Origin of the sequence: Sphingomonas asaccharolytica NBRC 15499, assembly GCF_001598355.1 — a bacterium.
Lineage (GTDB): Bacteria > Pseudomonadota > Alphaproteobacteria > Sphingomonadales > Sphingomonadaceae > Sphingomonas > Sphingomonas asaccharolytica.
Genome location: NZ_BCYU01000003.1, coordinates 22,613 through 48,043 on the forward strand (window position 1 = coordinate 22,613; position 25,431 = coordinate 48,043).

At 64.2% G+C, this 25,431-nt stretch carries 27 protein-coding genes; 22 read left to right on the top strand and 5 right to left on the bottom strand.

The annotated features are described in order from the left end of the window. The first annotated feature begins 4 nt into the window (after window positions 1-4). From SAS01S_RS01220 to SAS01S_RS01260, 9 genes are all read left to right on the top strand, one after another. Complete coding sequence (locus SAS01S_RS01220) at window positions 5-679, top strand: hypothetical protein (RefSeq protein ID WP_066803570.1); 675 nt, start codon at window positions 5-7, stop codon at window positions 677-679. A 4-nt stretch (window positions 680-683) separates the two neighbouring features. After that, window positions 684-1,085, top strand: a complete 402-nt coding sequence (locus SAS01S_RS01225) for a hypothetical protein (RefSeq protein WP_066803573.1) — start codon at window positions 684-686, stop codon at window positions 1,083-1,085. A 105-nt stretch (window positions 1,086-1,190) separates the two neighbouring features. Beyond that, on the top strand, window positions 1,191-1,676 hold the full coding sequence (locus SAS01S_RS01230) for a free L-methionine (R)-S-oxide reductase MsrC (protein ID WP_066803577.1): 486 nt from the start codon (window positions 1,191-1,193) through the stop codon (window positions 1,674-1,676). A 133-nt stretch (window positions 1,677-1,809) separates the two neighbouring features. Continuing rightward, complete coding sequence (locus SAS01S_RS01235; RefSeq protein ID WP_084238381.1) at window positions 1,810-2,775, top strand: RcnB family protein; 966 nt, start codon at window positions 1,810-1,812, stop codon at window positions 2,773-2,775. Window positions 2,776-3,145: 370 nt separating this feature from the next. Continuing rightward, the gene (locus SAS01S_RS01240; protein ID WP_218016225.1) at window positions 3,146-5,365 is read left to right on the top strand and encodes a TonB-dependent receptor; all 2,220 of its coding nucleotides are present in this window, start codon (window positions 3,146-3,148) and stop codon (window positions 5,363-5,365) included. A 12-nt stretch (window positions 5,366-5,377) separates the two neighbouring features. Next, window positions 5,378-6,562, top strand: coding sequence for an MFS transporter (locus tag SAS01S_RS01245; RefSeq protein ID WP_066803585.1), 1,185 nt, complete (start codon window positions 5,378-5,380; stop codon window positions 6,560-6,562). Further along, the gene (locus SAS01S_RS01250; RefSeq protein ID WP_084238382.1) at window positions 6,559-7,245 is read left to right on the top strand and encodes a TetR/AcrR family transcriptional regulator; all 687 of its coding nucleotides are present in this window, start codon (window positions 6,559-6,561) and stop codon (window positions 7,243-7,245) included. Before SAS01S_RS01245 ends, SAS01S_RS01250 begins: the two co-directional genes overlap by 4 nt. 24 nt (window positions 7,246-7,269) lie before the next feature. Then, window positions 7,270-8,550 (top strand): D-arabinono-1,4-lactone oxidase, encoded by a 1,281-nt coding sequence (locus tag SAS01S_RS01255; RefSeq protein WP_066803588.1) that lies wholly within the window; start codon window positions 7,270-7,272, stop codon window positions 8,548-8,550. A 5-nt stretch (window positions 8,551-8,555) separates the two neighbouring features. Beyond that, window positions 8,556-9,701, top strand: a complete 1,146-nt coding sequence (locus SAS01S_RS01260) for a DSD1 family PLP-dependent enzyme (protein WP_066803590.1) — start codon at window positions 8,556-8,558, stop codon at window positions 9,699-9,701. A gap of 175 nt (window positions 9,702-9,876) precedes the next feature. On the opposite strand, the gene SAS01S_RS01265 is transcribed toward SAS01S_RS01260, so the two are convergent. Further along, the gene (locus SAS01S_RS01265) at window positions 9,877-11,172 is read right to left on the bottom strand and encodes a M20/M25/M40 family metallo-hydrolase (protein ID WP_066803804.1); all 1,296 of its coding nucleotides are present in this window, start codon (window positions 11,170-11,172) and stop codon (window positions 9,877-9,879) included. Between the two features lie 221 nt (window positions 11,173-11,393). Between SAS01S_RS01265 and SAS01S_RS01270 the strand changes: the two genes are divergently transcribed. Next, window positions 11,394-11,582, top strand: a complete 189-nt coding sequence (locus tag SAS01S_RS01270) for a hypothetical protein (protein WP_066803593.1) — start codon at window positions 11,394-11,396, stop codon at window positions 11,580-11,582. Window positions 11,583-11,591: 9 nt separating this feature from the next. On the opposite strand, the gene SAS01S_RS01275 is transcribed toward SAS01S_RS01270, so the two are convergent. Beyond that, window positions 11,592-12,047, bottom strand: a complete 456-nt coding sequence (locus tag SAS01S_RS01275; protein ID WP_066803807.1) for a universal stress protein — start codon at window positions 12,045-12,047, stop codon at window positions 11,592-11,594. 141 nt (window positions 12,048-12,188) lie between these two features. Here SAS01S_RS01275 and SAS01S_RS01280 point away from each other — a divergent pair, with 141 nt between their 5' ends. The 6 genes from SAS01S_RS01280 (at window position 12,189) to SAS01S_RS01305 (ending at window position 17,465) form a co-directional block, all read left to right on the top strand. Beyond that, entirely contained in the window at window positions 12,189-13,484 is a 1,296-nt protein-coding gene (locus SAS01S_RS01280) for a pyruvate dehydrogenase complex dihydrolipoamide acetyltransferase (protein ID WP_066803596.1), read from the top strand. Window positions 13,485-13,494: 10 nt separating this feature from the next. After that, window positions 13,495-13,707 carry a hypothetical protein gene (locus tag SAS01S_RS01285; protein ID WP_157082615.1) on the top strand — a complete coding sequence of 71 codons (213 nt, stop codon included), beginning with the start codon at window positions 13,495-13,497 and terminating at the stop codon, window positions 13,705-13,707. Further along, window positions 13,704-14,099, top strand: a complete 396-nt coding sequence (locus SAS01S_RS01290; protein ID WP_066803602.1) for an acyl-CoA thioesterase — start codon at window positions 13,704-13,706, stop codon at window positions 14,097-14,099. Before SAS01S_RS01285 ends, SAS01S_RS01290 begins: the two co-directional genes overlap by 4 nt. Next, window positions 14,096-14,476, top strand: coding sequence for an acyl-CoA thioesterase (locus SAS01S_RS01295; protein WP_066803604.1), 381 nt, complete (start codon window positions 14,096-14,098; stop codon window positions 14,474-14,476). The genes SAS01S_RS01290 and SAS01S_RS01295 overlap by 4 nt, the downstream gene beginning before the upstream one ends. A gap of 50 nt (window positions 14,477-14,526) precedes the next feature. Further along, window positions 14,527-15,924 carry a dihydrolipoyl dehydrogenase gene (lpdA, locus tag SAS01S_RS01300; RefSeq protein WP_066803606.1) on the top strand — a complete coding sequence of 466 codons (1,398 nt, stop codon included), beginning with the start codon at window positions 14,527-14,529 and terminating at the stop codon, window positions 15,922-15,924. A 131-nt stretch (window positions 15,925-16,055) separates the two neighbouring features. After that, window positions 16,056-17,465, top strand: coding sequence for a hypothetical protein (locus SAS01S_RS01305; protein WP_066803608.1), 1,410 nt, complete (start codon window positions 16,056-16,058; stop codon window positions 17,463-17,465). Here the strand turns inward: SAS01S_RS01305 and SAS01S_RS01310 are convergent. After that, window positions 17,462-17,914, bottom strand: coding sequence for a GFA family protein (locus SAS01S_RS01310; RefSeq protein ID WP_066803610.1), 453 nt, complete (start codon window positions 17,912-17,914; stop codon window positions 17,462-17,464). The two genes, SAS01S_RS01305 and SAS01S_RS01310, sit on opposite strands and share 4 nt — an antisense overlap. 58 nt (window positions 17,915-17,972) lie before the next feature. Here SAS01S_RS01310 and SAS01S_RS01315 point away from each other — a divergent pair, with 58 nt between their 5' ends. Further along, window positions 17,973-18,437 carry an MAPEG family protein gene (locus tag SAS01S_RS01315; protein ID WP_066803612.1) on the top strand — a complete coding sequence of 155 codons (465 nt, stop codon included), beginning with the start codon at window positions 17,973-17,975 and terminating at the stop codon, window positions 18,435-18,437. 13 nt (window positions 18,438-18,450) lie between these two features. Here the strand turns inward: SAS01S_RS01315 and SAS01S_RS01320 are convergent, their stop codons facing one another. Together SAS01S_RS01320 and SAS01S_RS01325 are read right to left on the bottom strand one after the other, a co-directional pair. Further along, window positions 18,451-18,939 carry a bactofilin family protein gene (locus SAS01S_RS01320; RefSeq protein ID WP_084238383.1) on the bottom strand — a complete coding sequence of 163 codons (489 nt, stop codon included), beginning with the start codon at window positions 18,937-18,939 and terminating at the stop codon, window positions 18,451-18,453. Window positions 18,940-18,995: 56 nt separating this feature from the next. Continuing rightward, complete coding sequence (locus SAS01S_RS01325) at window positions 18,996-20,159, bottom strand: putative hexosyltransferase (RefSeq protein WP_066803614.1); 1,164 nt, start codon at window positions 20,157-20,159, stop codon at window positions 18,996-18,998. Window positions 20,160-20,422: 263 nt separating this feature from the next. Here SAS01S_RS01325 and rpsL point away from each other — a divergent pair, with 263 nt between their 5' ends. The 5 genes from rpsL (at window position 20,423) to rpsJ (ending at window position 25,324) form a co-directional block, all read left to right on the top strand. Then, window positions 20,423-20,794 carry a 30S ribosomal protein S12 gene (gene rpsL, locus SAS01S_RS01330; RefSeq protein ID WP_022691828.1) on the top strand — a complete coding sequence of 124 codons (372 nt, stop codon included), beginning with the start codon at window positions 20,423-20,425 and terminating at the stop codon, window positions 20,792-20,794. Window positions 20,795-20,860: 66 nt separating this feature from the next. Continuing rightward, the gene (gene rpsG, locus SAS01S_RS01335; protein ID WP_066803617.1) at window positions 20,861-21,331 is read left to right on the top strand and encodes a 30S ribosomal protein S7; all 471 of its coding nucleotides are present in this window, start codon (window positions 20,861-20,863) and stop codon (window positions 21,329-21,331) included. A gap of 121 nt (window positions 21,332-21,452) precedes the next feature. After that, complete coding sequence (gene fusA, locus SAS01S_RS01340) at window positions 21,453-23,549, top strand: elongation factor G (protein WP_066803620.1); 2,097 nt, start codon at window positions 21,453-21,455, stop codon at window positions 23,547-23,549. A 111-nt stretch (window positions 23,550-23,660) separates the two neighbouring features. Beyond that, a complete protein-coding gene (tuf, locus tag SAS01S_RS01345) occupies window positions 23,661-24,854 on the top strand; it encodes an elongation factor Tu (RefSeq protein ID WP_066803623.1) in 1,194 nt (397 codons plus the stop codon). 161 nt (window positions 24,855-25,015) lie between these two features. Beyond that, on the top strand, window positions 25,016-25,324 hold the full coding sequence (gene rpsJ / locus SAS01S_RS01350; RefSeq protein ID WP_007406109.1) for a 30S ribosomal protein S10: 309 nt from the start codon (window positions 25,016-25,018) through the stop codon (window positions 25,322-25,324). Window positions 25,325-25,431: the final 107 nt, after the last annotated feature.

The following is a 25,431-nucleotide window of genomic DNA, read 5'->3' on the forward strand; positions in this document are numbered from 1 at the left end:
AAGGATGGCGAAACCGAGCCCGAACCTGCGCCGCTACACCAGTTTGCCGGTAGTGATCGACATGCTGATGAACGAGCGGATCACACTCGTCAGCCCGTCGGCCTGGGTCGACGCCAACGACCGCAAGGCGATGGCGGTGTATCAGGAACATCTCGGCCACGGCTTCGTCGGCGCGGTCTGCCTGACCGAAGCGCCCGAAACCTTCCATCACTGGCAGGTGTTCGCCGGCGGATCGGCGGGCGTGTGCGTCCATTTCGACAAGGCGCGGTTCTGCGCGATGTTCGATGGCCGCAGCAATTGCCTGATCGGGCCGGTCGATTATGTCCGCATCGCCGATATCGCGACGATCGACGCCAGTGACATCCATCGCCTGCCGTTCATGAAGCGGGCCGGTTTCCGCGACGAAGCCGAGTTCCGCGCGATCGCCGTCGGCGGGGACGAGGACGAGGTGATCCACATCCCGCTCGATCGCACCGCCATCAGCCGCATCACCTTCAGTCCGACCATCCCGCCCGCGCTGGTCGACACCACGCGGCGGTTGCTCCATCAGCTTCCCGGCTGGGAAAAGCTCCGCATCGTCCAGTCGCGCCTGACCGACAGCGAATCGTGGCAACGCGCGCTGGAGAAATATCCGGCGCGGCATGCGGGAGGCACGACGAAAACGCGGAAAAAAGGATGACCCCATGCATCCGACCTTGCTGAGAGGACTTAGCGTGATCGGCGTCGCCATCGTCGTTGCGCTGGCCGTCATCTGGCTGTCGAGAAGCCCGCCCGACGACATCATCCCGGTGGAATTCCGGGGGATATGGCTCGATCCGGGCGCCGACTGTCAGGATACGAGCGCTCAGATGCGGATAACGGGCAGCACGATCAACTACGACCGATTGTCCTTTAAAGCAGACGGCCTGGCGGAACGGCGAGAAGACACCGTCTCATTGACTGGAGAGTCGTTCCCGAACGGAGAGGCGGTGCGAGAGACGGTCCAGCTTCGCGTGCAGGATCATCGCACTAGGCTCGTCATCGTCACGCACGATCTGACGCGCCAGGGTTCGTTTGTCAGATGTCCCTCGCCGGACAAGGAATGATCGACAGCGTTGCCCCGCTTGAGTGACGAGGTTGAGGCGAGCCTCTGCGGATCATTTTCTCGAAACCCCTCCCGCAAGCGAAGTGTGATCGCTACATCGCGGCGCATGTACGCCTTCGACATCGCCGCCGGCTCAAAGCCTGATCTCTATCGCGACCTGCTCGCCGCCTGCGACGCCGTCACCGCGGATGAGCCCGATGGGGTCGCCAACATGGCCAATGTCGCCTCGCTGCTGTGGCAATATCTGCCCGATCTCAATTGGGCAGGTTTCTACCGCAATGTCGGCGACGAGCTCGTGCTCGGGCCGTTCCAGGGCAAGGCGGCGTGCATCCGCATTCCGTTCGGCAAGGGCGTATGCGGCGCCGCGGCGGCGACGCGTGAGACCCAGCTCGTCGCCGACGTCCATGCTTTCCCTGGCCATATCGCGTGCGACGCCGCAAGCCGTGCCGAATTGGTCGTGCCGATCGTGGCGGGCGATCGCGTCGTCGCGGTGATCGATCTCGACAGTCCCGAACCCTCGCGCTTCGATGATGAGGATGCCGCAGGAATCGAACAGATCGCCAGACTGTTGACGGACAGGGTTAACAACTGAATCCTGATCCAGATCGGGACAAACATAAGGCTGGTGAAAAACTGGCGGAAAATCGGGGTTTTTGGTACTCATTCCCAAGATTGATCGCGCCGGCTTGGTTAATGGCCGCGCCGAGTAACAGGGAGTGTTAACCATGCGAACCCTAGTGATTGCTGCGGTTGTGGCCACATTGGCCTTTGGCGGAGGTGCCGCCGACGCCCAGCGACTCGGCAATGGCGGCGCGCCCGCCGGCGGCTGGAGGGGCGGCCAACCGGCGCCGCAAGGCCAGCCGATGCCTCGCCCCAATCCCGGCCAATGGCAGGGGCCGCGTCCAGGCAATCCGGGCGGCTGGAACGGCAACGGCCCGCGTCCCGGCAATCCCGGTGGCTGGAACGGCAATGGCCCGCGCCCCGGTCATCCGGGGAATTGGAACAATGGCGGCCAATGGCGCGGTAGCTGGAACGGCAATCGCAGCCGGTGGGGCAATCGCGTCGGCGGCTATTGGTGGGCCGGCGTCCAGGCGCCCGGCGGCTGGAACGGCTATTCGCGCATCAAGCGCGGCAAGCGCATCCCGAATTATTGGCTGTCGTCCAATTTCATGATCGGCGATTGGCAGCTCTACGGCCTGATGACGCCGCCCGCCGGCTATTATTGGACGCGCTATTACAACGATGCGTTGCTCGTCGACCGGTATGGCGTGGTCTATGACGGCGCCTATGACATCAATTGGGACCGTTATGACGACGGTTATGCCTATGACGACAGCAACGGCTATGCGTCCGGACCGGATTTTGGCGGCCCGGCTCCGGCCTTTGGCGCAGACTATGCTGTGCCGGGCTATGGCGGCAACAGTAGCTATTACGAGGAACGCACGGACTATCGCGCCGTGCCGCAGCCCGTACCGGCGCCGACCGTCGCCTATCGCGGTGGCTATGCCGGCACCTATTACACCCCGCCAGGCACCACGACGACGATCGTGATTCCGGGCGCAACCACCACGACCACCACTACCGAATATATCACCGAGACGTATCGCCCGGTCGCCCGCAAGGTCTATCGCGCGCCGGTGAGGAAGTGGCGGCCCAGGGTGCGGTGCACCTGCAGCTGCGGTTGCCGCTGATCTAACCAGTTCGTTGGGGGGACGCTGCCCGTCGTCGCTATCGCGACGGCGGGCAGTTCCGTTTGGGCGATGGCGGCATGAAGCAGGATGCGAATGGGTGGATCCAGCTGTTCGCCATCAAGCAGCGGCCACAAAGGATTGAGTCGCGAAAAGGTCATGTCCGCGACCTTTTCCGGCGCTCGGGTGGCAACTTTGTTCGCGTTGAAACTCAGCCCGACGCGCAACAAAGCTTTGTAACATCACGTATTGCAACGGCAAATTCTCCATTGCCGCATCCATCTTGCAGCAAAGATAGTTTATGCTACCGTTAGGCGTCTTCACTCGAAAAGGAGTGGTTATGTGTCGAGCAGTCGCGGTTGGAGTTTCGCTGGTGGCCCTTGCATGGGCCGGGTCGGCATCGGCGCAGGATGCGCCGGCAGGCAATCCTCCGGCGGCGGCAACCACGCCTCCCGACGATAATGCGCCGCGGGTCGATGACATCATCGTGACTGCCCAGAAGCGCGCGGAAAATCTCCAGGACGTGCCGGTCGCGGTCAGTGCGGTGACCGGCAAGACGCTCGAGAACAAACGCATCCTCGACCTTGTCGATTTGTCGAACGCGACTCCGGGCCTACAGATCAAATCGGACGATAACGGTGCCAATCCGCGCATCTTTATCCGCGGCGTCGGCGTCAACGACTTCAACCCGGCAACCGCCAGCGCGGTCGGCATCTATGCCGACGGCGTTTATGTCGGATCGCCGCTCGCGCAGCGCTTTGCGTTCTTCGATCTGCAACAGGCAGAGGTCCTGCGCGGGCCCCAGGGCACGCTCTATGGCCGCAACACCACGGGCGGCGCGGTCAACGTCACCAGCCGCAAGCCGGGCAACGACGTCGAAGCGGACTTCCTGGCCGAATATGGCCGGTTCAACTCGGTCAACCTTCAGGGCGGAGTCAGCCTGCCGCTGGCCAGGGACCTTCTCTCTGTGCGCGTCGCCGGCATCTACCAGCGCGACGACGGCTATTCGGTCAACCGGCTGACCGGCAATCGCGGCAATAACGCCGATCGCTGGGCGGTGCGCGGCAGCGTCCATTTCACCCCATCGAGCGCGATCACCGAGGATCTGGCCGTCACCGTCGGCAAGTCGCGCGGCGGGTCGATCTGGGCCTATAATCGCGCCCTGTTTCCGCTCAGCCCGGACGTCGCCGGCCCCGACGGTCTTTGCGCGCCGGCCTATTATGGCACTGCCAACTGCACCAACGTCCTCGGCTACGCCAATGCGAGCAAGAACCTCTATGAGGGCGATTACAGCTTCGAGGGGAAGGATCAGGTCAACCTCTTCACCGTCGCCAACACGCTGACCATAAATCTCGGCTCGGCCGACATCGTCGCGGTGACCGGCTATCAGCATGCCAAGCGTAACGACCAGGAAGAAACCGACGCCAATCCGCTGCCGGTAATCACCGCCAGCTATATCGCGCGCCAGAACACGTTCAGCCAGGAATTGCGCCTGCAATCGAGCGGCAAGCCGGCGCTGCGCTATGTGTTCGGGCTCTATTACGCCCATGACGATCTGACCAACAATTCCGCCTATGACGTGCTGGCGATCCTGCCCGCCGACCCAGTGTCGGGAATCGGGCGTTTCGTCTGGCCGCTGGCGCAGAAGACCGACAGCTATGCCGCATTCGGCCAGCTGGACTACGACCTGACCAGCCGGCTGACCGCGACGGTCGGGTTGCGCTACTCGGCCGACCGCAAGGATTTCCACTATTTTAGCGGAGAGACGAACACGGGCACGCCGTTCTTCACCTTCGATGGCTCGAAGACCTTCGATTCCGTGTCGGGCAAATTCGGGCTGCAATATCGCTTCACGCCCGATGTGAACGCTTATGCGAGCTACAGCCGCGGGACGAAAAGCGGTGGTTTCTTCAGCGGTCAGACCGGCAATATCGCCGATATCGGTCCCTACAAGGATGAGACCGTCAATGCCTATGAGGCTGGTCTGAAGACTGAATTGCTCCACCACACGCTGCGCGCCAATCTGGCCGCCTTCTATTACGATTATCAGAACCTTCAGGTCTACACGACGGTGATCGACGGGTTCATCACGCGCCAGCTGTTCACTAATGCGTCCGCCGCGCGCATGTACGGCGGAGAGCTCGAACTGGAGGCGACGCCGGCGCGGGGTCTGACCATCTCGATGAACGCGGCTTATCTCAACGCGACCTACCGAAACTTCGTGTCGGCCGGCGCCGATTATTCGGGCAACACATTGCCGTCGGCCCCCAGGATCAGCGTCCAGACCGCGGTCGACTACACCCAGCCGGTATCGTTCGGTGCGATCGTCGCGAATGTCAGCGCGAGCTATCGCAGCAAAGTGTTCTTCGACACCGCCAACACGCCGCGATTGAGCGACCAGGCCAGGGTCTATGTCGATGGGCGGCTGGGCGTGCAGCTCGTTCGCGACAAGCTCGAGATCGGCATATGGGGTAAGAACATCTTCGGAGAGACCAACATCTCAGACATCACGCCGATCGCGAGCCTGGGCTTCGATGTCGTCAGCGTCGGGCCGCCGCGCACCTATGGCCTCTATCTCCGCGCGCATTACTGAGGGGGGACGGGGATGACCGTCATCGCGATCGAGAACGCACATGGCTGGATCGGGCCGCGCCCCAGCGCGGCCCAGATCGGGGCGATCCTGTTCGTGGGCGTCGCCGGCATCCTGTTCGCCGGCGTGGGACCGCTGCTGCTCGGCGGGCTCGAAGCCTCGGGTCGCATCAGCTCGGCGCAACTCGGCCAGGCGGGAACCGCCGAATTGCTGGCGATGGGCGTGGCGGCGGGACTGACCGGGCCGCTTTATGGCATCAGGAACCTGCGGCTGCTGACGATCCTGTGTGGGCTGGCCATGGCCGGGCTTAACGCGCTGTCGATCGTCGTTGACGGCTGGACCGTGGTGCTCGTTCGCGGCCTCAATGGGATCCCGAGCGGTGCGCTGATCTGGCTGATGACCGCGATGATCGTGCGCTCTGCGCGTCCCGATCGTTGGGCAGCGATATACCTGACCGTCCAGACGCTGGCGCAAGCGGTGATCGTCGCGGCGCTAGGCGCCTTAGTCGAAGGGACGGCCGGTGTAGGAGCGGGGTTCGCCGTGCTGGCCGCGATCGGCATCGCGACCGGGCTCGCTGGACTGGTGGTGCCCAACAGCCTGGCGGTGTTGCCGGTCGATCCTGATGAGCCGACCGGGCGCCTGAGCACGCGCGGGCTGGTCGCGCTTGCCGCCGCCTTCGCGTTCAATGCCGGCATCCTGGCGGTGTGGATCTATGTCGAGCCGCTGTCGCGCCAGTCGGGGCATCCGGCGGGCACGGCGGGGCTGGCGATGGCGCTGTCGCTCGGCGCGCAGGTCGCCGGCGGATTGATCGCCACCTTCGCCGCCGGGCGCCTGCCGACCGCACCGACCTTGGCCGTCTCGCTGCTCGGTATGGGCGCTGCGATGATCGTCTTCGCCTATCTGCCGGGCGTCACTATTTTCCTGACCGTCTCGGCGATGTTCGGCTTCCTTTGGATGTTCGCCTCGCCTTTCTTCACGCCGCTGGCGATTGAAGCGGACCCGACGCGGCGCGCGGCGATGTTCGGGTCGGGCGCAGCGTTGCTCGGCTGTGCCGCGGGTCCGTTCCTGGCGTCGCTGTTGGTCGGGGAGACGGACGTGCGGCAAAGCCTCATCCTCGGCGTCGGTCTCCTCGCGACATCGCTCGTCATTGTCCTGCTGCTGTACTTTGTGCGGGCCAAAAGCCACTCCTTCGCCGCATGACGACAGCCTCATCTCCTTCCGATCCCGCCCACGCCGCGAGCGGCAAGCGCCGCCGCCGGGCGATCCCGCTCGCGACCAAGCATCGCCCGATCCAGGCGCGCGGTCAGGACACGTTCGAACTGATCCTGGACGTCGCCGGCGAATTGCTGCGCGAGATCGGCTTCGAACAGCTCACCACCAACCTGATCTGTCAGCGCGCCGGACTGACGCCGCCAGCGCTCTATCGCTATTTCCCCAACAAATACGCGGTGCTGAAAGAACTCGGCGACCGCCTGATGCGCGCGCAGGATGACGAAGTGCTCGTCTGGGTCACCGAGGGCGGCCTGACCGGCGCGACGTTCGAGGAACGGTTGGCCAAGAGCATCGCGATCCAGGAACGCATGGTCGCGGTCCATCGCGAATTTCCCGGCGGCATCGCGATCGGCCGCGCCTTGCGCGCGGTGCCGCTGCTCAACGATCTGCGCATCCGCTCGCGCGATATGGTCGCGAGCGCGTTCGCCGAGACGCTGCGCCGGCAACATCCCAATAGCGATGAGCGGCGGGTGCAGGTGGCCTGCCGCCTGATCGTCGAGCTCGGTTACTCGGCGAGCGAGATGGTGGTCGAGGAACCCGACCGCGACGCCGACCTCATCAACCGCGAAGTATGCGTGATGTTCGCGCGCTATCTTGAGCATTTCGACTGACCGCTGCCCATGGAGAGAGCAGGCATGGATTGGCACAATTGGTCGGGCAGCGTCGCCGCTCGTCCGCAGCGTATCGAGCGCCCAAAGACCCGCGTTGAACTGGCGGGCCTGATCCAGGCCGCCGACAAGGTGCGCGTCACCGGTGCCGGCCATTCCTTCATGCCGCTGTGCGAGACGTCCGGCACCTTGCTCAGCATGGGCGATTACGAAGGCGGCATCGACATCGCGCCGGATCGCCGCACGGCCTGGGTTCCCGCCGGCTGGGGGCTCGACCGACTGACCGAGGCTTTGTGGGCGCAAGGGCTGTCGCTGATCAATCAGGGCGATATCAATCCGCAGTCCCTGGCCGGCGCCACCGCAACCGGCACGCATGGCACCGGGGCGGAGCTGGGCAGTCTATCGACCCAGGCGTGCGGTTTCGAACTGATGCTGGCCGACGGCAGCCTGGTTGAATGCGGTCCCGACCAGAACCCCGATCTCTATCAGGCACAGCGACTGTCGCTTGGCCTGTTCGGGGTGGCCACGCGGATCCGCATCAACGTGTTGCCCGCTTATTATCTCGAGGAACGGATCGAGCGCCGCCCGCTCGCCGAAATGGCCGAGCGCTGGGAGGAACTCGGTGCCGCCACCCGCCATTTCGAGTTCTTCGTCTTTCCTTATGCCGATTACGTGATCTTCAAGACGCTCCACCCCGTGGAGGGCAGCGGCGATCTCAAGCACAGCACCGACATCGACGAGTCGATCTTCCGCAACGTCTGCGAAATAGGGCGTCGCGTGCCCAAGCTGATCCCGACGCTGCAGCGATTCATGATGAAGATGAGTGCGAAGCCGACCCAGCGTGTCGGGCCCGCCTGGCGCGTCTTTCCGTCCGACCGCACGATCCGGTTCGAGGAAATGGAATATGAGGTGCCGCGCGCTGCTGGGCTGCCGACGTTGCTGGAAGCGATCGCCTATATCCGCCGCCGCAAATTGCCCGTCGCTTTCCCATTCGAATTCCGCCTGACCGCGGCCGACGACATCTGGATGAGCCCTTTCCACGCCGGGCCGGCCGCCTCTATCTCTTTCCACCAATATGCCAAAATGCCGTGGCGTGACCTGTTCACCGAAATGGAAGCAGTGCTGCGCAGCTCGGGCGGCCGCCCGCACTGGGCCAAGCGCCACACCATGACCGTCGACGATGTCGCGCGTCTCTATCCGCGCACCGGCGATTTCCTGCGTGTCCGCGAAACCGTCGATCCGGGCCAGAAGTTCGTCAATGACGACCTTGCTCGCCTGTTCGGCCTGACCCCTCCCGCCCGGAGCTGACTTACGTGAACGACCAGCAACTGCATGCCCATCTGATTGGCCGCCAGGGTTCGCGCCATGATCTCAACACCCCGGTGCTGGTGCTTGATCTCGACCGGCTGGATAGCAATATTGGCCGGATGGCCGCGTTCGCCGCGGCGCACGGACTCAAGCTTCGTCCGCACGCCAAGACGCACAAGAGTGTCGATATCGCCCAGCGCCAGATCGCGGCCGGTGCGGTCGGGCTGTGCTGCGCCAAGATCGGCGAGGCAGAAGCGCTGGCCGATGGCGGCATCACTGGGTTGCATATCACGTCGCCGGTCGTGCCGGCGCCTGCGGTCGATCGGCTCGCTGCGCTCAACCTGCGGTCGGCGGAGCTGATGACCGTGGTCGACAACCCCGACAATGCGCGAGCCATCGCGCAGGCGGTCGAACGGGCAGGGGACGCCAAATTGTCCGTGATCATCGACGTCGATCCCGGCATCCACCGCACCGGCGTTGCCTCGCCGGAGGCCGCGGTCGGGCTGCTCGAGACGATCCGCGCGCTACCCGCGCTCGTCTATCGCGGCGTGCAATTCTATTGCGGCTCGCACCAGCACATCCACGCCTTCGCCGAGCGCGAAACGGCGATGCGCGAGCGCGCCGACTATCTCCGCGCCGTCATCGCCGCGCTTGCCGAGGCCGGAGGCGCGCCGGAGATCGTCACCGGGGGCGGGACGGGGACGCATCGCATCGATGTCGGCCTGGGCATCTTCACCGAACTCCAGGTCGGTTCCTACATTTTCATGGACGACGAATATCGTGCCTGCGATCTGACCGGCGAAGAGGACGCGCCAATCCCGTTCGAAACCTCGCTGATGATCGACACCAGCGTGATCAGCGCCAACACCCCGGGTCTTTTCACGCTCGATGCCGGGATCAAGTCGATGGCGACCGACGCCCCGCTACCCTCGGTGGAAACCGGAGCCCCCGATGGTGCGCGCTTCTTCCTGATGGGCGACGAGCATGGCGCGGTCCTGACCCTGCCGGACTCGCTCGCGCTCGGCGATCGCATCTCGCTCCGCACGCCGCATTGCGATCCGACGGTCAACCTGTACGACAATTATCACGTCGTGCGCGGACAGACGCTCGATGCGATCTGGCCGGTGTCGGGGCGCGGCCGGTCGCGCTAACCCGAAACCCTCCCCGGGGCGAGTACGCGGGTATCGGGCCAAGTTCGAAACGTGCTCCTGCGAAAGCAGGAGCCCAGGGTCGCATGCGATACCCTTCGTAACTCTGGGCTCCTGCTTTCGCAGGAGCTCAAGCCTTGCTTGCCCCGATCAGGACAAAGGCCGGAACCTCATTGCGCTATCGTCGCGGCGCCGGTCCGGCGAAAGTCACCAGGCTTTCCGATCCGTCCGCTGCGATCGACGACACGCCGACGAAATTGTCGTCGATCGGCACGTTCTTCAGCACCAATTCGGTGGCGCCGACAACATCCCGGCTCGTCGCCCAATTCTGCGTGTCGGCGCGGCGCCAATGCACGCGATATTTCACCGCACCCTCGGCCGGCTGCCAGCGCACTGTCGTGTCGCGCGACAACGCGCCCTGGACGGTCACGCCTCCCGGTGCAGCTGGCGCGGCAGCGAGCCGGCGGATCGTCGCGATGTTGATCGCCGCCACCTTGGCCAGATAGGCGAAGTCCATCTTGTCGATCGTATCGCCATAAGCGACGCCGTTCTCGGTCCGGACATATTGGTGCTGGCCGTCCCAGCGTTCGGCCGCGACAGTGAAACGCACCGCCGGATAACCGAGTTCGAGAAACGGCAAGTGATCGCCGCCGCGCCCAAACCGATCGGGGCGGCGCACGATGAACGCGTCGAGCCCGCCGCGAATGCCCGCCGCGACCTGATCGATCGTCTTGGCCAGCGCGCGGCTGGGGCCGTCATCCTCGCCGCCATTCATCCGCCGCGCGAGATCGCCCTTCAGATCCTCGCTTTCGCGAATGCCTTCGGAAAAGACTCGCACGCTCTTGTTCGCGACCACGCCACCCTGGCCGACCGAATTGCCGACGATGTCGTTGTTGAGCATCGCGGTCACCGTCCAGCCGCGCTCCTTGGCGGTATCGGCGAGCAACTTGCCGCCCCACAATCCCTGTTCCTCGCCGGAGAAAACGGCATAGATGATCGTCGCGCGGAACTTGCGCTTCGACAGGATGCGCGCTGCCTCCAGCACCACCGCCACGCCCGATGCATCGTCGTTGGCGCCGGGCGCGTCCGCCTTGGCATCCATGACATCTCCGACGATCGAATCGATATGTCCGCCAATGATGACCACGCGATTGGGGTCGGAGCCCTTTTGCACCCCCAGTACATCGACGATGTCCACGCCGTTGGGTGCCCGCGGGCCGGTAAAATCGCGCGCGATCGTTTCGCTGGTCAGGCATCCTCCGCAGTCCGCACCGATCGTGTCGAACTGCGCGTTCGCCCAGGCGCGAGCCGCGCCAATCCCTCGCTTCGGGGCATTGGGATCGGACAGCGAGTGTCGCGTGCCAAACGCGACCAGCGCGCTGACAGTCGCTCTCATCCGAAGCGGGGAAGGCTGCTCGACCGCAGGCGACGCGGAAACGAGTAGGAGCGGGGCGAGCATCACGACTTTGCGCATCGCGGCAACGTGGCCCGATGCGGGCATCTGCGCAACGAAATTAGGCGGTGGAAGAAGCGGCTAGCCAGTCTCCGCGCGCGCGCGTCTCAAGTGCGACGGGATGATCCTCGAGTTGGCACGCAGATTTTGGCGCGATTTGAATAATATTACGCAACGGCTGCGAAACGGTTGGCACTTACATAGTTAAGATACGTTCGTTTCAGTAACAGGAGGTGCGCGCGATGGCCACGGAACGCGTAGTCGCGTTCGGGTTTCTGACGAGCAGAGACCTTGAATTGTTGGGCAGTGGCTTCAATCGCCATTTTCCGGTGACGAATGACGACTTGTTTGCCGAATTGATTGACCAGCTCGATCGAATCGAAATCGAGCCGGCGGATCGAGGTATCATTTTGCGTACCAGGGACAGGTGATCACGGCGCTCAACTGAGCCGGTCGATCGCCTCGCGGTCCAGGCTTCCCGGAATCACCATGATCGGCACCGGCAGCGTGCCCGCCTCGCTTCCCGCGAAGTGGCTGACCAACGGCCCCGGCGATCCGCTCGGTGCCGCGCCGAGCACCAGGGCGGCGATTTCCGGATTGCCTTCGATCGTCTCGCGGATGACCTTGGGCGCATCGCCTTGCTTCAACGTGATGGCGGGCTTCAGTCCCGATTCCTCGAACAACGTCCCCGCCGCGCCGGCAATGATCGCTTCGGCGTGCTGGCGAGCCTCCGCCTCGATCGTCGCCTGGACGCCGCCAAAGGCGATGAATTCCTGCGGTTCGATGATCGACAGGATCTCGACGCCGCCGCCGGTCTTGACCGCGCGCCGCGCGGCAAAGCGCAATGCGACCTCGGCTTCGGGACTGTCGTCGACCACCACCAGATAGATGCGCATGTCGGCCGGGCTCCCCTCGTTCGCGCGATAGGTGGCGCGGAACGTGCGCTCGCGCAAGCACCACGGTCTTGACCCGGAGCGTGGTGGGGGCGAAGGAGCCGCTTCACATCCGCCTCCCCAGGACGCCCGAGAGGACGCAGAATGCCCATCGAGATCAAGATGCCCGCGCTTTCACCGACAATGGAGGAGGGCACGCTGGCGAAATGGCTGATCAAGGCCGGTGACACCGTCAAGTCGGGCGACCTGATGGCTGAGATCGAAACCGACAAGGCGACGATGGAATTCGAAGCCGTCGACGAAGGCGTCATCGCCGAGATCGTCGTTCCCGAGGGGACCGACAATGTGAAGGTCGGTCAGGTCATCGCGATCCTCGCGGTTGAAGGCGAAGACGCGTCGGCGGCGAAAGCCGCGCCCAAAGCGGAGGCCCCGAAAACGGAAGCGCCGAAGGCCGAGGCTGCTCCGGCGCCGTCGCCCGCTCCCTCTCCCGCGCCCGCAGTTTCCGCAGCGACGCCGGCTCCGTCAGCTGCGGCGTCGGATGACCGGGTCAAGGCAAGCCCGCTGGCGCGACGCATCGCGGCTGAAAAGGGCGTCGATCTCGCATCTTTGGTCGGCTCAGGCCCCAACGGCCGCATCGTTCGCGCCGATGTTGAAGGCGCGAAGCCCAGTGCTGCGGCTCCGGTGGCCACTCCTGCTCCGGCCGAGGCCGCCGCTGCGCCAGCGCCGGCCAAGCCTGCCGCGATCCCGGATATTCCGCACGAAGCGACCAAGCTGTCGAACGTCCGCAAGACGATCGCGCGCCGCCTGACCGAATCGAAGCAGCAAGTTCCGCATATCTATTTGACGGTCGACATCCGCCTCGACGCGCTTCTCAAGCTGCGCGCCGACCTCAACAAGAGCCTCGAGCCACGTGGCGTGAAGCTGTCGGTCAACGACCTGCTGATCAAGGCGCTCGCCGCGTCGTTGATCCAGGTGCCCAAGTGCAACGTGATGTTCACGCCCGACCAACTGATCAGCTTCCAGCGGGCGGACATTTCCGTCGCGGTCTCGACTCCCTCGGGCTTGATCACGCCGATCATCACCCACGCCGATACCAAGGGCGTCGCGGCGATCTCGACCGAGATGAAGGACCTCGCCACACGGGCGCGCGACAACAAGCTCAAGCCTGAGGAATATCAGGGCGGCACTGCCTCCATCTCGAACATGGGCATGTTCGGAATCAAGCAGTTCGAAGCGGTGATCAATCCGCCCCAGGGCATGATCATGGCGATCGGCGCCGGAGAGAAGCGTCCGTATATCGTTGACGACGCGCTCGGCGTCGCCACCGTGATGTCGGCGACCGGCAGCTTCGATCACCGCGCGATCGACGGGGCCGACGGCGCCGAACTGATGCAGGCGTTCAAGGCGCTGATCGAAGCACCGCTCGGCATGCTTGCCTGAGGCACGGACGATGTCCGCGCGGACCATTGCCGAGGCGTGTTACATGGTCGCCAGCGCGATCGTGACGTACCTCATCACCGCGACGGCGGCGTGGGGCTATCCGCAGGGTGCGGCGACGATCTGGCCGATCGGCCTGGTCGCGATGGCATTCGTGATCGGCTTCGGGTTCAAGCCATTCCTCCTTTCGTGGCGCGCTGACCGTAGCGGGCGGCACGACGCATGAGCGCCGCCACCTCGCTTATCCCGCCGGCGCGCGACCCGGCGATCCGGGTCACCGCGATGCCCGCCGACGCCAATGCCTATGGCGACATTTTCGGCGGCTGGCTGATGAGCTTGATGGACTCCGCCGCCGGCCTGGTCGCCGCGCGCCACTCGCATGGCCGTGCGGTTACCATCGCGATGGACGGCATGCAGTTCCACGCTCCAGTCCATATCGGCGACGAAGTGTCGGTCTATGCGCAACTGGCCAAGGTCGGACGCACGTCGATGACGATCGATGTCGAATGCTGGGCGCGAGATCGCCACCGCGACGATCACCGCAAGGTGACCGAAGCGCGGTTCACCTTCGTCGCGATCGATCAGGACCGCAAACCGCGGCCGGTGATCGGCGAATGAACGCCACGCCAACCTCTCCACCCGAAGGCATGCCCGACATCCGCGTGACGGTGATGGCCGCCGACGCCAATCCTTATGGCACCGCGTTCGTCGGCTGGCTGTTTGGCCAGATGTCGCTGGCGGGTGGCAGCCTCGCCTCGCGCCGCACCGGCAAGCGCGCGCCAGTCGTCGCCGCCGACGGTTTCAAATTCCTGGCGCCGGCCGATATCGGCGACGAACTGTCTGTCTGGGCTGAGGTAGTAGGCGAGGGGCGCACCTCGCTGACCATCGCCACCGAAGCCTGGAAGCGCGACCGTCATGGCGAGGCGATGGCCAAGGTCGCGGAAGGGCGGTTCGTCTTCGTCGGCGTCGGCGACAATCGTCAGGCGGTGGCTTGATGCCTTCCCGCTTCCCATATTCTCTTCGATATTAAGCAAGGACCTCCCCAGTGGCTGAAACCTACGACCTCATTGTCCTCGGCTCGGGACCCGGCGGCTATGTCGCGGCGATCCGCGCAGCGCAGCTCGGGCTCAAGACCGCGATCGTCGAGCGCGAATTGCTCGGCGGCATCTGCCTAAATTGGGGCTGCATTCCGACCAAGGCGCTGCTGCGCTCGGCCGAAATCTATCATTATATGCAGCATGCCAAGGATTACGGCCTGGTCGCCGACAAGATCAGCGCCGATCTCGACGCGGTGGTGAAACGCTCGCGCGGTGTCGCCAAGCAGCTCAATCAGGGCGTCACGCACCTGATGAAAAAGAACAAGATCACCGTGCATATGGGCACCGGCAAGCTGACCGGGAAAGGGAAGCTCACTGTCACCGCAGAGGACGGCAAGACGACCGACCTGACGGCCAAGAACATCATCGTCGCAACCGGCGCGCGTGCCCGCGACCTGCCCTTCGCCAAGGCCGACGGCAAGCGCATCTGGACCTATCGCCACGCCATGACGCCGAGCGAAATGCCGTCGAAGCTGCTGGTCATCGGCTCGGGCGCGATCGGGATCGAGTTCGCCAGCTTCTACAAGGATATGGGCGCCGATGTTACCGTGGTCGAGATGCTCGACCGGCTTGTCCCGGTCGAGGATGCCGACGTCTCGGCTTTCCTCGAAAAGGCACTCAAGAAGCAGGGCATGACCATCATGACCAAGGCCGGCGTCGACAAGCTCGATGTGACGGCCAGTGGCGTGAAGGCCTCGATCAAGGACAAGGACGGCAAGGTCACGACGGCCGAGTTCAGCCACGTCATCGTCGCGATCGGCATCCTGCCCAACACCGAGAATATCGGCCTCGAAGAGCTTGGCGTGAAGACCGATCGCGGCCACATCGTCACGGACGGCATGTGCAAGACCAATGTCGACGGCCTCTACGCGATCGGCGACGTGACGCAGCCGCCCTGGCTCGCGCACAAGGCCAGCCACGAAGGCGTGATCGCGGTCGAGGCGATCGCCGGAAAGCATCCGCATGCGATGGACCAGCTGAACATCCCGGGCTGCACTTATTGCCACCCGCAGATCGCCAGCGTCGGCATGACCGAAGCCAAGGCCAAGGAAGCCGGCTATGAGGTAAAGGTCGGCAATTTCCCGTTCATCGGCAACGGCAAGGCGATCGCGCTGGGCGAGGCCGAGGGCTTCGTGAAGACGGTGTTCGACGCCAAGACCGGCGAGTTGCTGGGCGCCCACATGATCGGCGCCGAAGTGACCGAGCTGATCCAGGGCTATACGATCGGCAAGACCGGCGAACTGACCGAAGCCGAGTTCATGGAAACGGTCTTCCCGCACCCGACGTTGAGCGAAATGATGCACGAGAGCGTGCTCGGCGCCTACGGCCGGGCGCTGCATATCTGACGCAGCGCGGCTCGCCCAACAACTCACGACCAGCTGCGTCCACGCGGTTGCGGATCAGCCGACGCGAGAGCGCGCTCAGCCCCTGCCGCTAGGGGTCGCGTCGCCGCGCGCGATGTGCTGATTTGCCCAAGATGGGGAAATCGGGTCGATTCTGGCCCCTTTGGGCAGCGTTACTGCTCGCCGCGACGATGGTCGCGGCGGGTTGGCCGGGGCTCGCCCAATATGACAGCGTCGAACAGTTCCGGCAGGTCCTGAGCGGCCGGTATGACGACTGGCACCCACCGGTCATGGCGCGGCTCTGGTCGCTGCTCCACGTCATGGGTGGAGGCGCCGGCCCGATGCTGGTCCTGCAGATTGCGCTCTATTGGCTGGGGCTGGGGCTGCTCGCTGGCGGATTGGCACGCACCGGCCGCTCGCGTGCGGCGGCGCTGGTTCTCGCGATCGGGGCGCTCCCTGGGTTCGCGGTATGGCAATGGGCCGTGCTCAAGGACGTCCAGATGGTTGCCGCGATGCTGGCGACGGTCGGCATCGTCGGATGGTGGCGCCTTCGCGGTGAGCGCGTGCCGCTGGTCGCTGCAGCGCTCGCGATCCTCCTGTTGGGCTATGCGACATTGGTCCGTGCCAACGCGCTATTCGCGACCGTGCCGCTGGCGGTGATGCTGCTGCCGCGTCGAGGCTGGCCGACGCGGTTGATGCTGGCATTGGCCGGGATGGCCGCGGTGTTGGTGCTGACCCCGCTGATCGATGCGGACCTGTTCGACGCGGCCCCGAGTGGCGTGCGGACGACCGAACCGCTGTTCGATCTCGCCGCGATCGCGGTGCGGACCGGCGATGCCGATGCGACCGGGATCGATCCCGAGGGGATCGCGGCGCTGCGGCGCGGCCGCTGTGTGAAGACCTATTTCTGGGATACGCTGGGCGATGGCCCGTGTGGGGACGCAATCGAGTGCTTGGCATCGCGGCCGGTCGGCGCGATGTACCTGCAACTTGCTTATGCCGCGATCCGCCATCCGGTTGCCTATGCCGAGCATCGGTTGGCGCATTTCAACATGACGCAACGTTGGCTCATCGGCCGCGGGCTGATGGACGGCTGGCCGCCGTCGCGATCCCAGCCCAATACGCAGGGACTGGGCGATCCCGGGCCAGTGGCGTCATGGTGGATCGTCAAGACCGCGGTGCTGGCCGATACACCCCTCGGCTGGCCGATCGTCTGGGTGGCGCTCGCGCTGGCGGCGTTGATCGAAGCCTTATGCCGCGCTGCCTCACCATTGCGCGACCTTGCCTTGGCGCTGCTGATATCGTCGCTCGCGCTGGAGGCGAGCTTCGTCGCGATCAGCATCGCCGCGGACGTGCGGTACCATCTTTGGCCGATGATCGCCGCGGGGTTGGGTGCGATCCTCCTGGTCGCGGACGCGCGCCCGGCAAGGCGCATGCTGGTCGCAAGCAGCGTCACGTTGGCGCTGGTGATCGCAAGCGCTATCGCCGCGCGAGCGATCCTGCCGCCCGCGCCGAGTGGCTATCCCGAGATGTTGGCGAGCTAAGGCTTGGCGAACTCGGCGAGCAATGGCTGATACTCTTCCATCGACGGGAATTGCGCGTACGAATGCGGCGCATCGACCAGCGCCCAGGGCAAGGCCTCGCTGGTGTAGTTCTGCACGAACGGCGTAACCCAGCTTGGGTCGTCCAGCATCGTCGCGCGCACGTTGACGAAGCCCATGTCCGGCTCGAAATCGGTATAGACCCAGCTCTTGCAGCGATCGCAATGCTGATGGTGCAGCCGTTCGCCATGCAACCCGCCGATCACCGTTTCACCCTCGGTCAGCTCAAAGCCCCCGCGCGGCACTGCCACGCTGGTCGAATAGGCGCCGCCGGTCATCTTCTGGCATCCGGTGCAATGGCAGATCGCCGTGAACATCGGCGGCGCGTTGATCCGGAAGCGAACTTCGCCGCAGCGACATCCTCCCTCCATCGGCAATGTCCACTTCGCCATTCCATTCCTCCATGCCTTGAGGCAGCCTGATCTTTAACAAATAAGGGGAGCAAAGAGGATGCAGACTTTCGCGATCTTGTGGCCGGCGATCGCGCTCGCGGCGCTCAGCTTCGCGGTGATGGTGTGGGTGGCGGTCGCACGGACCGGTCATATGAAGAGGAACCCGCCGCGCCCCGACGACCTCGTAACGGGCGAATCAGCGATGCGCTATTTCCAGCCGGTCGAGATGCCTGCCAACAATCTCCGCAATCTGTTCGAAGCGCCGGTGTTGTTCTTCGCCCTCATCCCGCTGCTGCTGATCACCCACCAGGCCGGCCATGCGCAGGTCGCGCTCGCCTGGGTCTATGTCGTGCTACGCGTGATCCACAGCATCGGGCATGTCGTTCTGCACAAGATATCGGTCCGCGCACCCGCTTTCTGGGTGTCGGTGATCGTGCTGATGGCGATGTGGATCGGCTTCGCGATCGATATCGCGGGTGCCCAAACCGCTTATGACGCGGCGATCGACAACATGACGATCTGATCGCCGCAGGGAGTCAGGCTGCTTCCTCTTCGCTCGGCTCGTCGATCATCTTGAATTCGCGCGAGGCGCCCAGCACCGGCGTGACCGTTACGGCCGCCGCGGCAGCCTGGGCGGAGAAATGCTTCAGGCGACCGTCGACATGTGCGCCGGTTTCCAGCGAGATCGTCTCATATTCGACATCGCCCGTGATCCGCGCACCCGCTTCGACCGTCAGCTGGCGGATCGACACCGCGCCCTCGATCCGGCCGGCGATGCGCGCATTTTCGGCGCGGACCTGGCCCTGGATGAGCGCTTCGGTTCCGACAACCAGGCTGCCGCAATCGAGATCACCCTCGACGCGCCCTTCGATGTGGAGATCGGCCGAGGCCCGAACGTTCCCGGTCACGACGACGTCGGAACCGATTACCGAAAAGCCGGCGCCGGAGCTGCCGTTGGTCCGGCGCGCCGCAGCGGCCGCGGGCTGATAGGTCGACGCCGGCGCGTCGTCACGCTTGTTGAACATCCCATACCCCTTTGTGCGAATCCCGAGTCTCGCGCGCCAACCTAGCGAACTCGGCATCAGGCGGGATAGGCACGAAACGGGTTGAGCGGCAGGCCGTTATCATTGGCGGGCGAGACGAGGAACTGACGGCCGAGGAGTAATGTCGCGGCGATCATCGGCAGCGCGCCGAGTACTGCCAGCGCGGTCACGCCGGATAGATAGGCGAGCAGACCGGCCAGCGATGCGAGCTGCACGAGGCCGGCGATCCGCCAACTATGGCGGTCGTTGCGCACGAACGCGAGGACGAGGGCGAGTATGTCGGCAAGGAAGAAATAGCGCTCATGCATGCGTGGCAGCAACCCGACCGTGATGAGGGTGACCAGCAAGGCGGCGGCGAGCAATTGTTCGCGTTCCGGAGCCCGCCAGGAAAAGCGCGCGATCAGCCAGGCCGACGCACCGGTCGCGGCGGCAATGGCCAGCCCGCTCAGCGGCAAGTCGCCGACCAGCGGCAGCGCCTGCGCGATCACCCAGATATTGGGTGCGTTGAGCGACAGGAGCGGAGACCAGTCGGCTTGGTGCAAGTAGATCGTGGCGAGGTCGGCGGCAGGCCAGCCGAGCAGCCACGCTGGCAGCATCGCGGTTACGAACGCCGCCGGCGCGATCGGCCATAGCCGAAAGGGCACGCGCCGCCCGATCAGCAAGGCCAGGATGATTGGCGCAGAGAAGGCCGGCTGCAGCTTGATTGCAAGCGCCAGTCCGCACCATGCCAGCATCATCGCGTGGTGTCGTTTCACTGCTGCCGCCAGCGCCATCACGCTCGCCGCGGCCCAGATCGCGTCGCATTGCCCGAGCAGGCCAGCATTGAGGACCACGGTAGGCAACGCAAACACGATCATCGCCTTGCGGCCAGGATGCATGACATCGAGTGCTGCAAGCAGCCGCCAAACCGCCGCGACCAGTGCAAAGGTGCCGGCGATCGACAGCAGTTTGATCAGCGAGATCGGATCGGCGAGCGGCGCGGCGAGCGTCGCCGTGGCGAGCAGATAGAGATAAGGCGGCGTGTAATTACCGAACGGATGCGCGAACGCGGCGATCGGACCGGTGGCGCGAATATGCTCGAACCAAGGCACGAGATAATTCGGCAGATCCTTACCGAACCAGCCCCAGAGATAAACATATAGACCCGTTGCGACGGCGAGCGCGAACAGGGTAGGGCGCCAGGATCGATCGAACGCGGACATCGTCCCGATCTAGCCCGGCCAGGTTAGCGGCGCGTAAAAGGATCGGCGATGCCAGCGCCCCGTTGACCGTTTCCGACTCCCCGTCTATAGGCGCGCCCGCTCACTCGGCAGTTTTGCCGCGCGGGTAAGAGCTGAACGTTGCCGGAAGACACGGACCCGGGAAGCCGAAAGGCGCTCCCTCGGTCCTTTTTCGTATTCGCTAACAATGGCTCCCGGCAAAGTAACCGCCAGATTCTCTGGTAACATACAAGGTGAAGGGCTTCATGCCGACGATTAACCAGTTGGTCCGCAAGGGCCGTGATCCGCAGAAGGCCAAATCGAAGGTCCCTGCGATGGAACAGAACCCGCAGAAGCGCGGCGTCTGTACCCGCGTCTATACGACGACTCCGAAGAAGCCGAACTCGGCTCTGCGCAAGGTGGCCAAGGTTCGCCTGACCAACCAGCGCGAAGTCATCAGCTACATCCCCGGTGAAGGCCACAACCTTCAGGAGCACTCGGTGGTCCTGATTCGTGGCGGCCGTGTGCGCGACCTTCCGGGTGTGCGCTACCACGTGCTCCGCGGCGTGCTCGACACGCAGGGCGTCAAGGATCGCAAGCAGAGCCGTTCGAAGTACGGCGCGAAGCGTCCGAAGTAATCACACAGCCAGAGTAAGCCCCGGACGGGTTCCGGATCGGCTGAAGTTTGTAAAGGAAAGTTCAAGATGGCTCGTCGTCGTCGTCCCGAAAAGCGGGAAATCCTGCCTGATCCCAAGTTTGGGGATGAGGTTCTGTCGAAATTCATGAACAGCGTCATGCTGGACGGTAAGAAGTCGGTCGCCGAAGGCATCGTCTATACCGCGCTCGACACCGTCGAAACGCGCGCCAAGAAGGACCCGCTCGCGGTGTTCCACGAAGCGCTCAACAACATCAAGCCGGGCATCGAGGTCCGCAGCCGCCGCGTCGGCGGTGCGACCTACCAGGTTCCGGTCGACGTGCGTCCGGAGCGTGCTCAGGCGCTCGCGATCCGCTGGCTGATCACCGCCGCGCGTTCGCGCTCGGAGAACACCATGTCGGCTCGCCTGTCGGGCGAGCTGCTCGACGCGTCGAACAACCGCGGCAACGCGGTCAAGAAGCGCGAAGACACCCATCGCATGGCCGAAGCCAACCGCGCTTTCAGCCATTATCGCTGGTAATAGACTGGATCGGCCGGTTCCGCTGCGGCGGGACCGGTGATCTGGCATTGGTAATTTAATTACCTACATAGCGGGCAGCCGGATCGGCCGGCTCCCCACATTTTCCAAGGAAGCTACGATCATGGCCCGCAGCCATCCGCTCGACCGCTATCGCAACATCGGCATCATGGCGCACATCGACGCCGGCAAGACGACGACGACCGAGCGCATCCTCTATTACACCGGCAAGTCCTACAAGATCGGCGAAGTGCACGAAGGCACCGCGACGATGGACTGGATGGAGCAGGAGCAGGAGCGCGGGATCACGATCACGTCGGCCGCGACCACGTGCTTCTGGCGCGCGGATGAGGGTAACGGCGAAGAGCATCGCATCAACATCATCGACACCCCGGGCCACGTCGACTTCACCATCGAAGTCGAGCGTTCGCTGCGCGTGCTCGACGGTGCGGTCGCGTGCTTCGATGGCGTTGCCGGCGTCGAGCCGCAGTCTGAGACGGTGTGGCGTCAGGCGGAGAAGTACAAGGTTCCGCGGATGTGCTTCGTCAACAAGCTCGACCGCACCGGCGCGAATTTCGAGCGTTGCGTGGAGATGATCAAGGATCGTCTCGGCGCGCGTCCGCTCGTCCTCTATCTCCCGATCGGTATCGAAGGCGGGTTCAAGGGCCTGGTCGACCTGGTCCAGAACCGCGCGATCATCTGGCTCGAGGAATCGCTGGGCGCGAAGTTCGAATATCGGGACATCCCGGATGACCTGAAGGATGCCGCCGCTGCCGCGCGCGCCGAGCTGATCGAGGCCGTTGTCGAGCAGGACGACGCTGTCATGGAGAAGTTCTTCGAAGGCGAAGAGCCCGATCCGGCGACGATCAAGAAGCTGATCCGCAAGGGCACGCTGAACTTCTCGTTCGTGCCTGTGCTGTGCGGCTCGGCGTTCAAGAACAAGGGCGTCCAGCCCTTGCTCGACGCCGTGGTCGACTATCTGCCGAGCCCGCTCGACGTTCCCGCCATCAAGGGCGTCAAGCTCGACGGCGAGACCCCGGACGAGCGTCCGTCGTCGGACGAGGCGCCGTTCTCGGCACTGGCGTTCAAGATCATGAACGACCCGTTCGTCGGCACGCTGACCTTCGCGCGCATCTATTCGGGCAAGCTCGAAGCCGCGTCGCAGGTGGTCAACTCGGTCAAGGACAAGAAGGAAAAGGTCGGCCGCATGCTGTTGATGCATGCGAACAGCCGTGAGGACATCACCGAGGCCTTTGCCGGTGACATCGTCGCGCTGGCCGGTCTCAAGGACACCACGACGGGCGACACCCTGTGCGCGGGCGACAAGCCGATCATTCTCGAGCGGATGGAGTTCCCGGACCCCGTCATCGAGCTGTCGGTGGAGCCCAAGACCAAGGCCGACCAGGAGAAGATGGGCGTCGCGCTCAATCGTCTCGCTCGCGAGGACCCGTCGTTCCGCGTGTCGACCGATCACGAATCGGGCCAGACCATCATCAAGGGGATGGGCGAACTCCATCTCGAGATCCTGGTCGACCGCATGAAGCGCGAATTCAAGGTCGAGGCCAATGTCGGCGCCCCGCAGGTCGCGTATCGCGAGTATCTGGGGAAGAAGGTCGACATCGACTACACGCACAAGAAGCAGTCGGGCGGCTCGGGCCAGTTCGGCCGCGTCAAGGTGACGGTTGTCCCCGGAGAGCGTGGTTCGGGCTTCCAGTTCTTCGACGAGATCAAGGGCGGTAATATTCCCAAGGAATATATCCCCTCGGTCGAAAAGGGCATGCGCGAGACCGCGGAAACGGGCTCATTGATCGGCTTCCCGATCATCGATTTCGAAGTCCACCTGACCGACGGCGCCTATCACGACGTCGACTCGTCGGCGCTGGCGTTCGAAATCTGCGCGCGTGGCGCGATGCGTGAAGCGGCCCAGAAGGCCGGCATCAAGCTGCTCGAGCCGATCATGAAGGTCGAGGTCGTTACCCCGGAAGATTATCTGGGCGACGTCATCGGCGACATGAACAGCCGCCGTGGCCAGATCCAGGGCACCGACGCGCGCGGCAACGCGCAGACCGTCGAGGCAATGGTCCCGCTCGCCAACATGTTCGGCTATGTGAACCAGCTCCGCTCGTTCACCCAGGGCCGCGCGAGCTACTCGATGCAGTTCTCGCACTATGACGAAGTGCCGCAGAACGTGGCTGATGAAGTGAAGGCGAAGCTGGCCTGAGGCGCTTGAGCGCGCAGGGCTGGCGTTACTGAAAAACACCCGCTATTGGGCCGCCTTCGCGCGAGTCCCGATAGCGGGCCCACGAAACGATTTTCCAGAAGGTAGGGAAAAATGGCGAAGGCAAAGTTTGAGCGGAACAAGCCGCACATGAACATCGGCACCATCGGTCACGTCGACCATGGCAAGACGTCGCTGACCGCGGCGATCACGAAGGTCCTGGCCGAGACCACGGGCGGCACCGCAGTCGATTTCGCCAACATCGACAAGGCGCCGGAAGAGCGTGAGCGCGGCATCACCATCTCGACCGCGCACGTCGAGTATGAGACCGCCAACCGCCACTATGCGCACGTCGATTGCCCGGGCCACGCCGACTATGTGAAGAACATGATCACCGGCGCCGCGCAGATGGACGGCGCGATCCTGGTCGTGTCGGCGACCGACGGCCCGATGCCGCAGACCCGCGAGCACATCCTGCTCGCCCGTCAGGTCGGCGTGCCGGCGATGGTCGTGTTCATGAACAAAGTCGATCTGGTCGACGACGAAGAGATCCTGGAGCTCGTCGAGCTCGAGGTTCGCGAGTTGCTGTCGGCTTACGACTTCCCGGGCGATGATATTCCGATCATCAAGGGCTCGGCGACTGCCGCGCTCAGCGGTTCGGACGCGAAGCTCGGCCAGGAAGCCGTTCTCGAGCTGATGAAGGCCGTCGACGAATATCTGCCGCAGCCCGAGCGTCCGCTCGACAAGCCGTTCATGATGCCGATCGAAGACGTGTTCTCGATCTCGGGTCGCGGCACGGTCGTGACCGGCCGCGTCGAGACCGGCATCGTCAAGGTCGGTGAGGAAGTCGAGATCGTCGGCATCCACCCGGACGTCCGCAAGACCACCGTCACCGGCGTCGAAATGTTCCGCAAGCTGCTCGATCAGGGCCAGGCCGGCGACAACATTGGCGCGCTGATCCGCGGCGTGGGTCGTGAAGAAGTCGAGCGTGGCCAGGTTCTGGCCAAGCCGGGTTCGATCACGCCGCACACCGACTTCAACTCGGAAGTGTACGTCCTGTCGAAGGACGAAGGCGGCCGTCACACGCCGTTCTTCGCGAACTATCGTCCGCAGTTCTACTTCCGCACCACGGACGTCACCGGCACCGTCGAGCTGCCGGCCGGCACCGAGATGGTCATGCCGGGCGACAACGTCGCGCTGGGCGTGAAGCTGATCGCGCCGATCGCCATGGACGTCGGCCAGCGCTTCACCATCCGCGAGGGTGGCCGTACCGTTGGTTCGGGCATCGTCTCGGGCATCAGCAAGTAAGCTGATCCCCAAACGACCGCCCCGGCGCCCAAAAAAAGGGCGCCGGGGCGGTTGCTTTTTGTAGGAAGCGCCTGTATCCGCGCGCCTCCAGTTTAGTTTGAACAGCAAGAGGTTGCCCCCGTTTTGGGGAGCCGCCCCGCTCTTTGGCATCGGTAGGAACCATGGACAGCAATATTCGCATTCGCCTGAAGGCGTTCGATCATCGTGTGCTCGATCAGGCCACCGGCGACATCGCCGACACCGCCCGACGTACCGGCGCTCTTATCCGTGGTCCGATCCCGTTGCCGACGCGCATCGAGAAGTTCACCGTGAACCGCGGCCCGCACATCGACAAGAAGTCGCGCGAGCAGTTCGAGGTGCGTACGTACAAGCGTATGCTGGATATCGTTCAGCCGACTCCGCAGACCGTCGACGCGCTGATGAAGCTCGACCTCGCCGCCGGCGTCGACGTCGAAATCAAGCTCGCCTGAGCTAGTTTGGCTAAACCCTCGCGAAAGCGGGGGTTGCCGGTTGACGGGGCGCTCTGCTTCGACTATCGGCGCTGCTCCCGCGGTTGACCAATTCGGTCCTGCGGGAC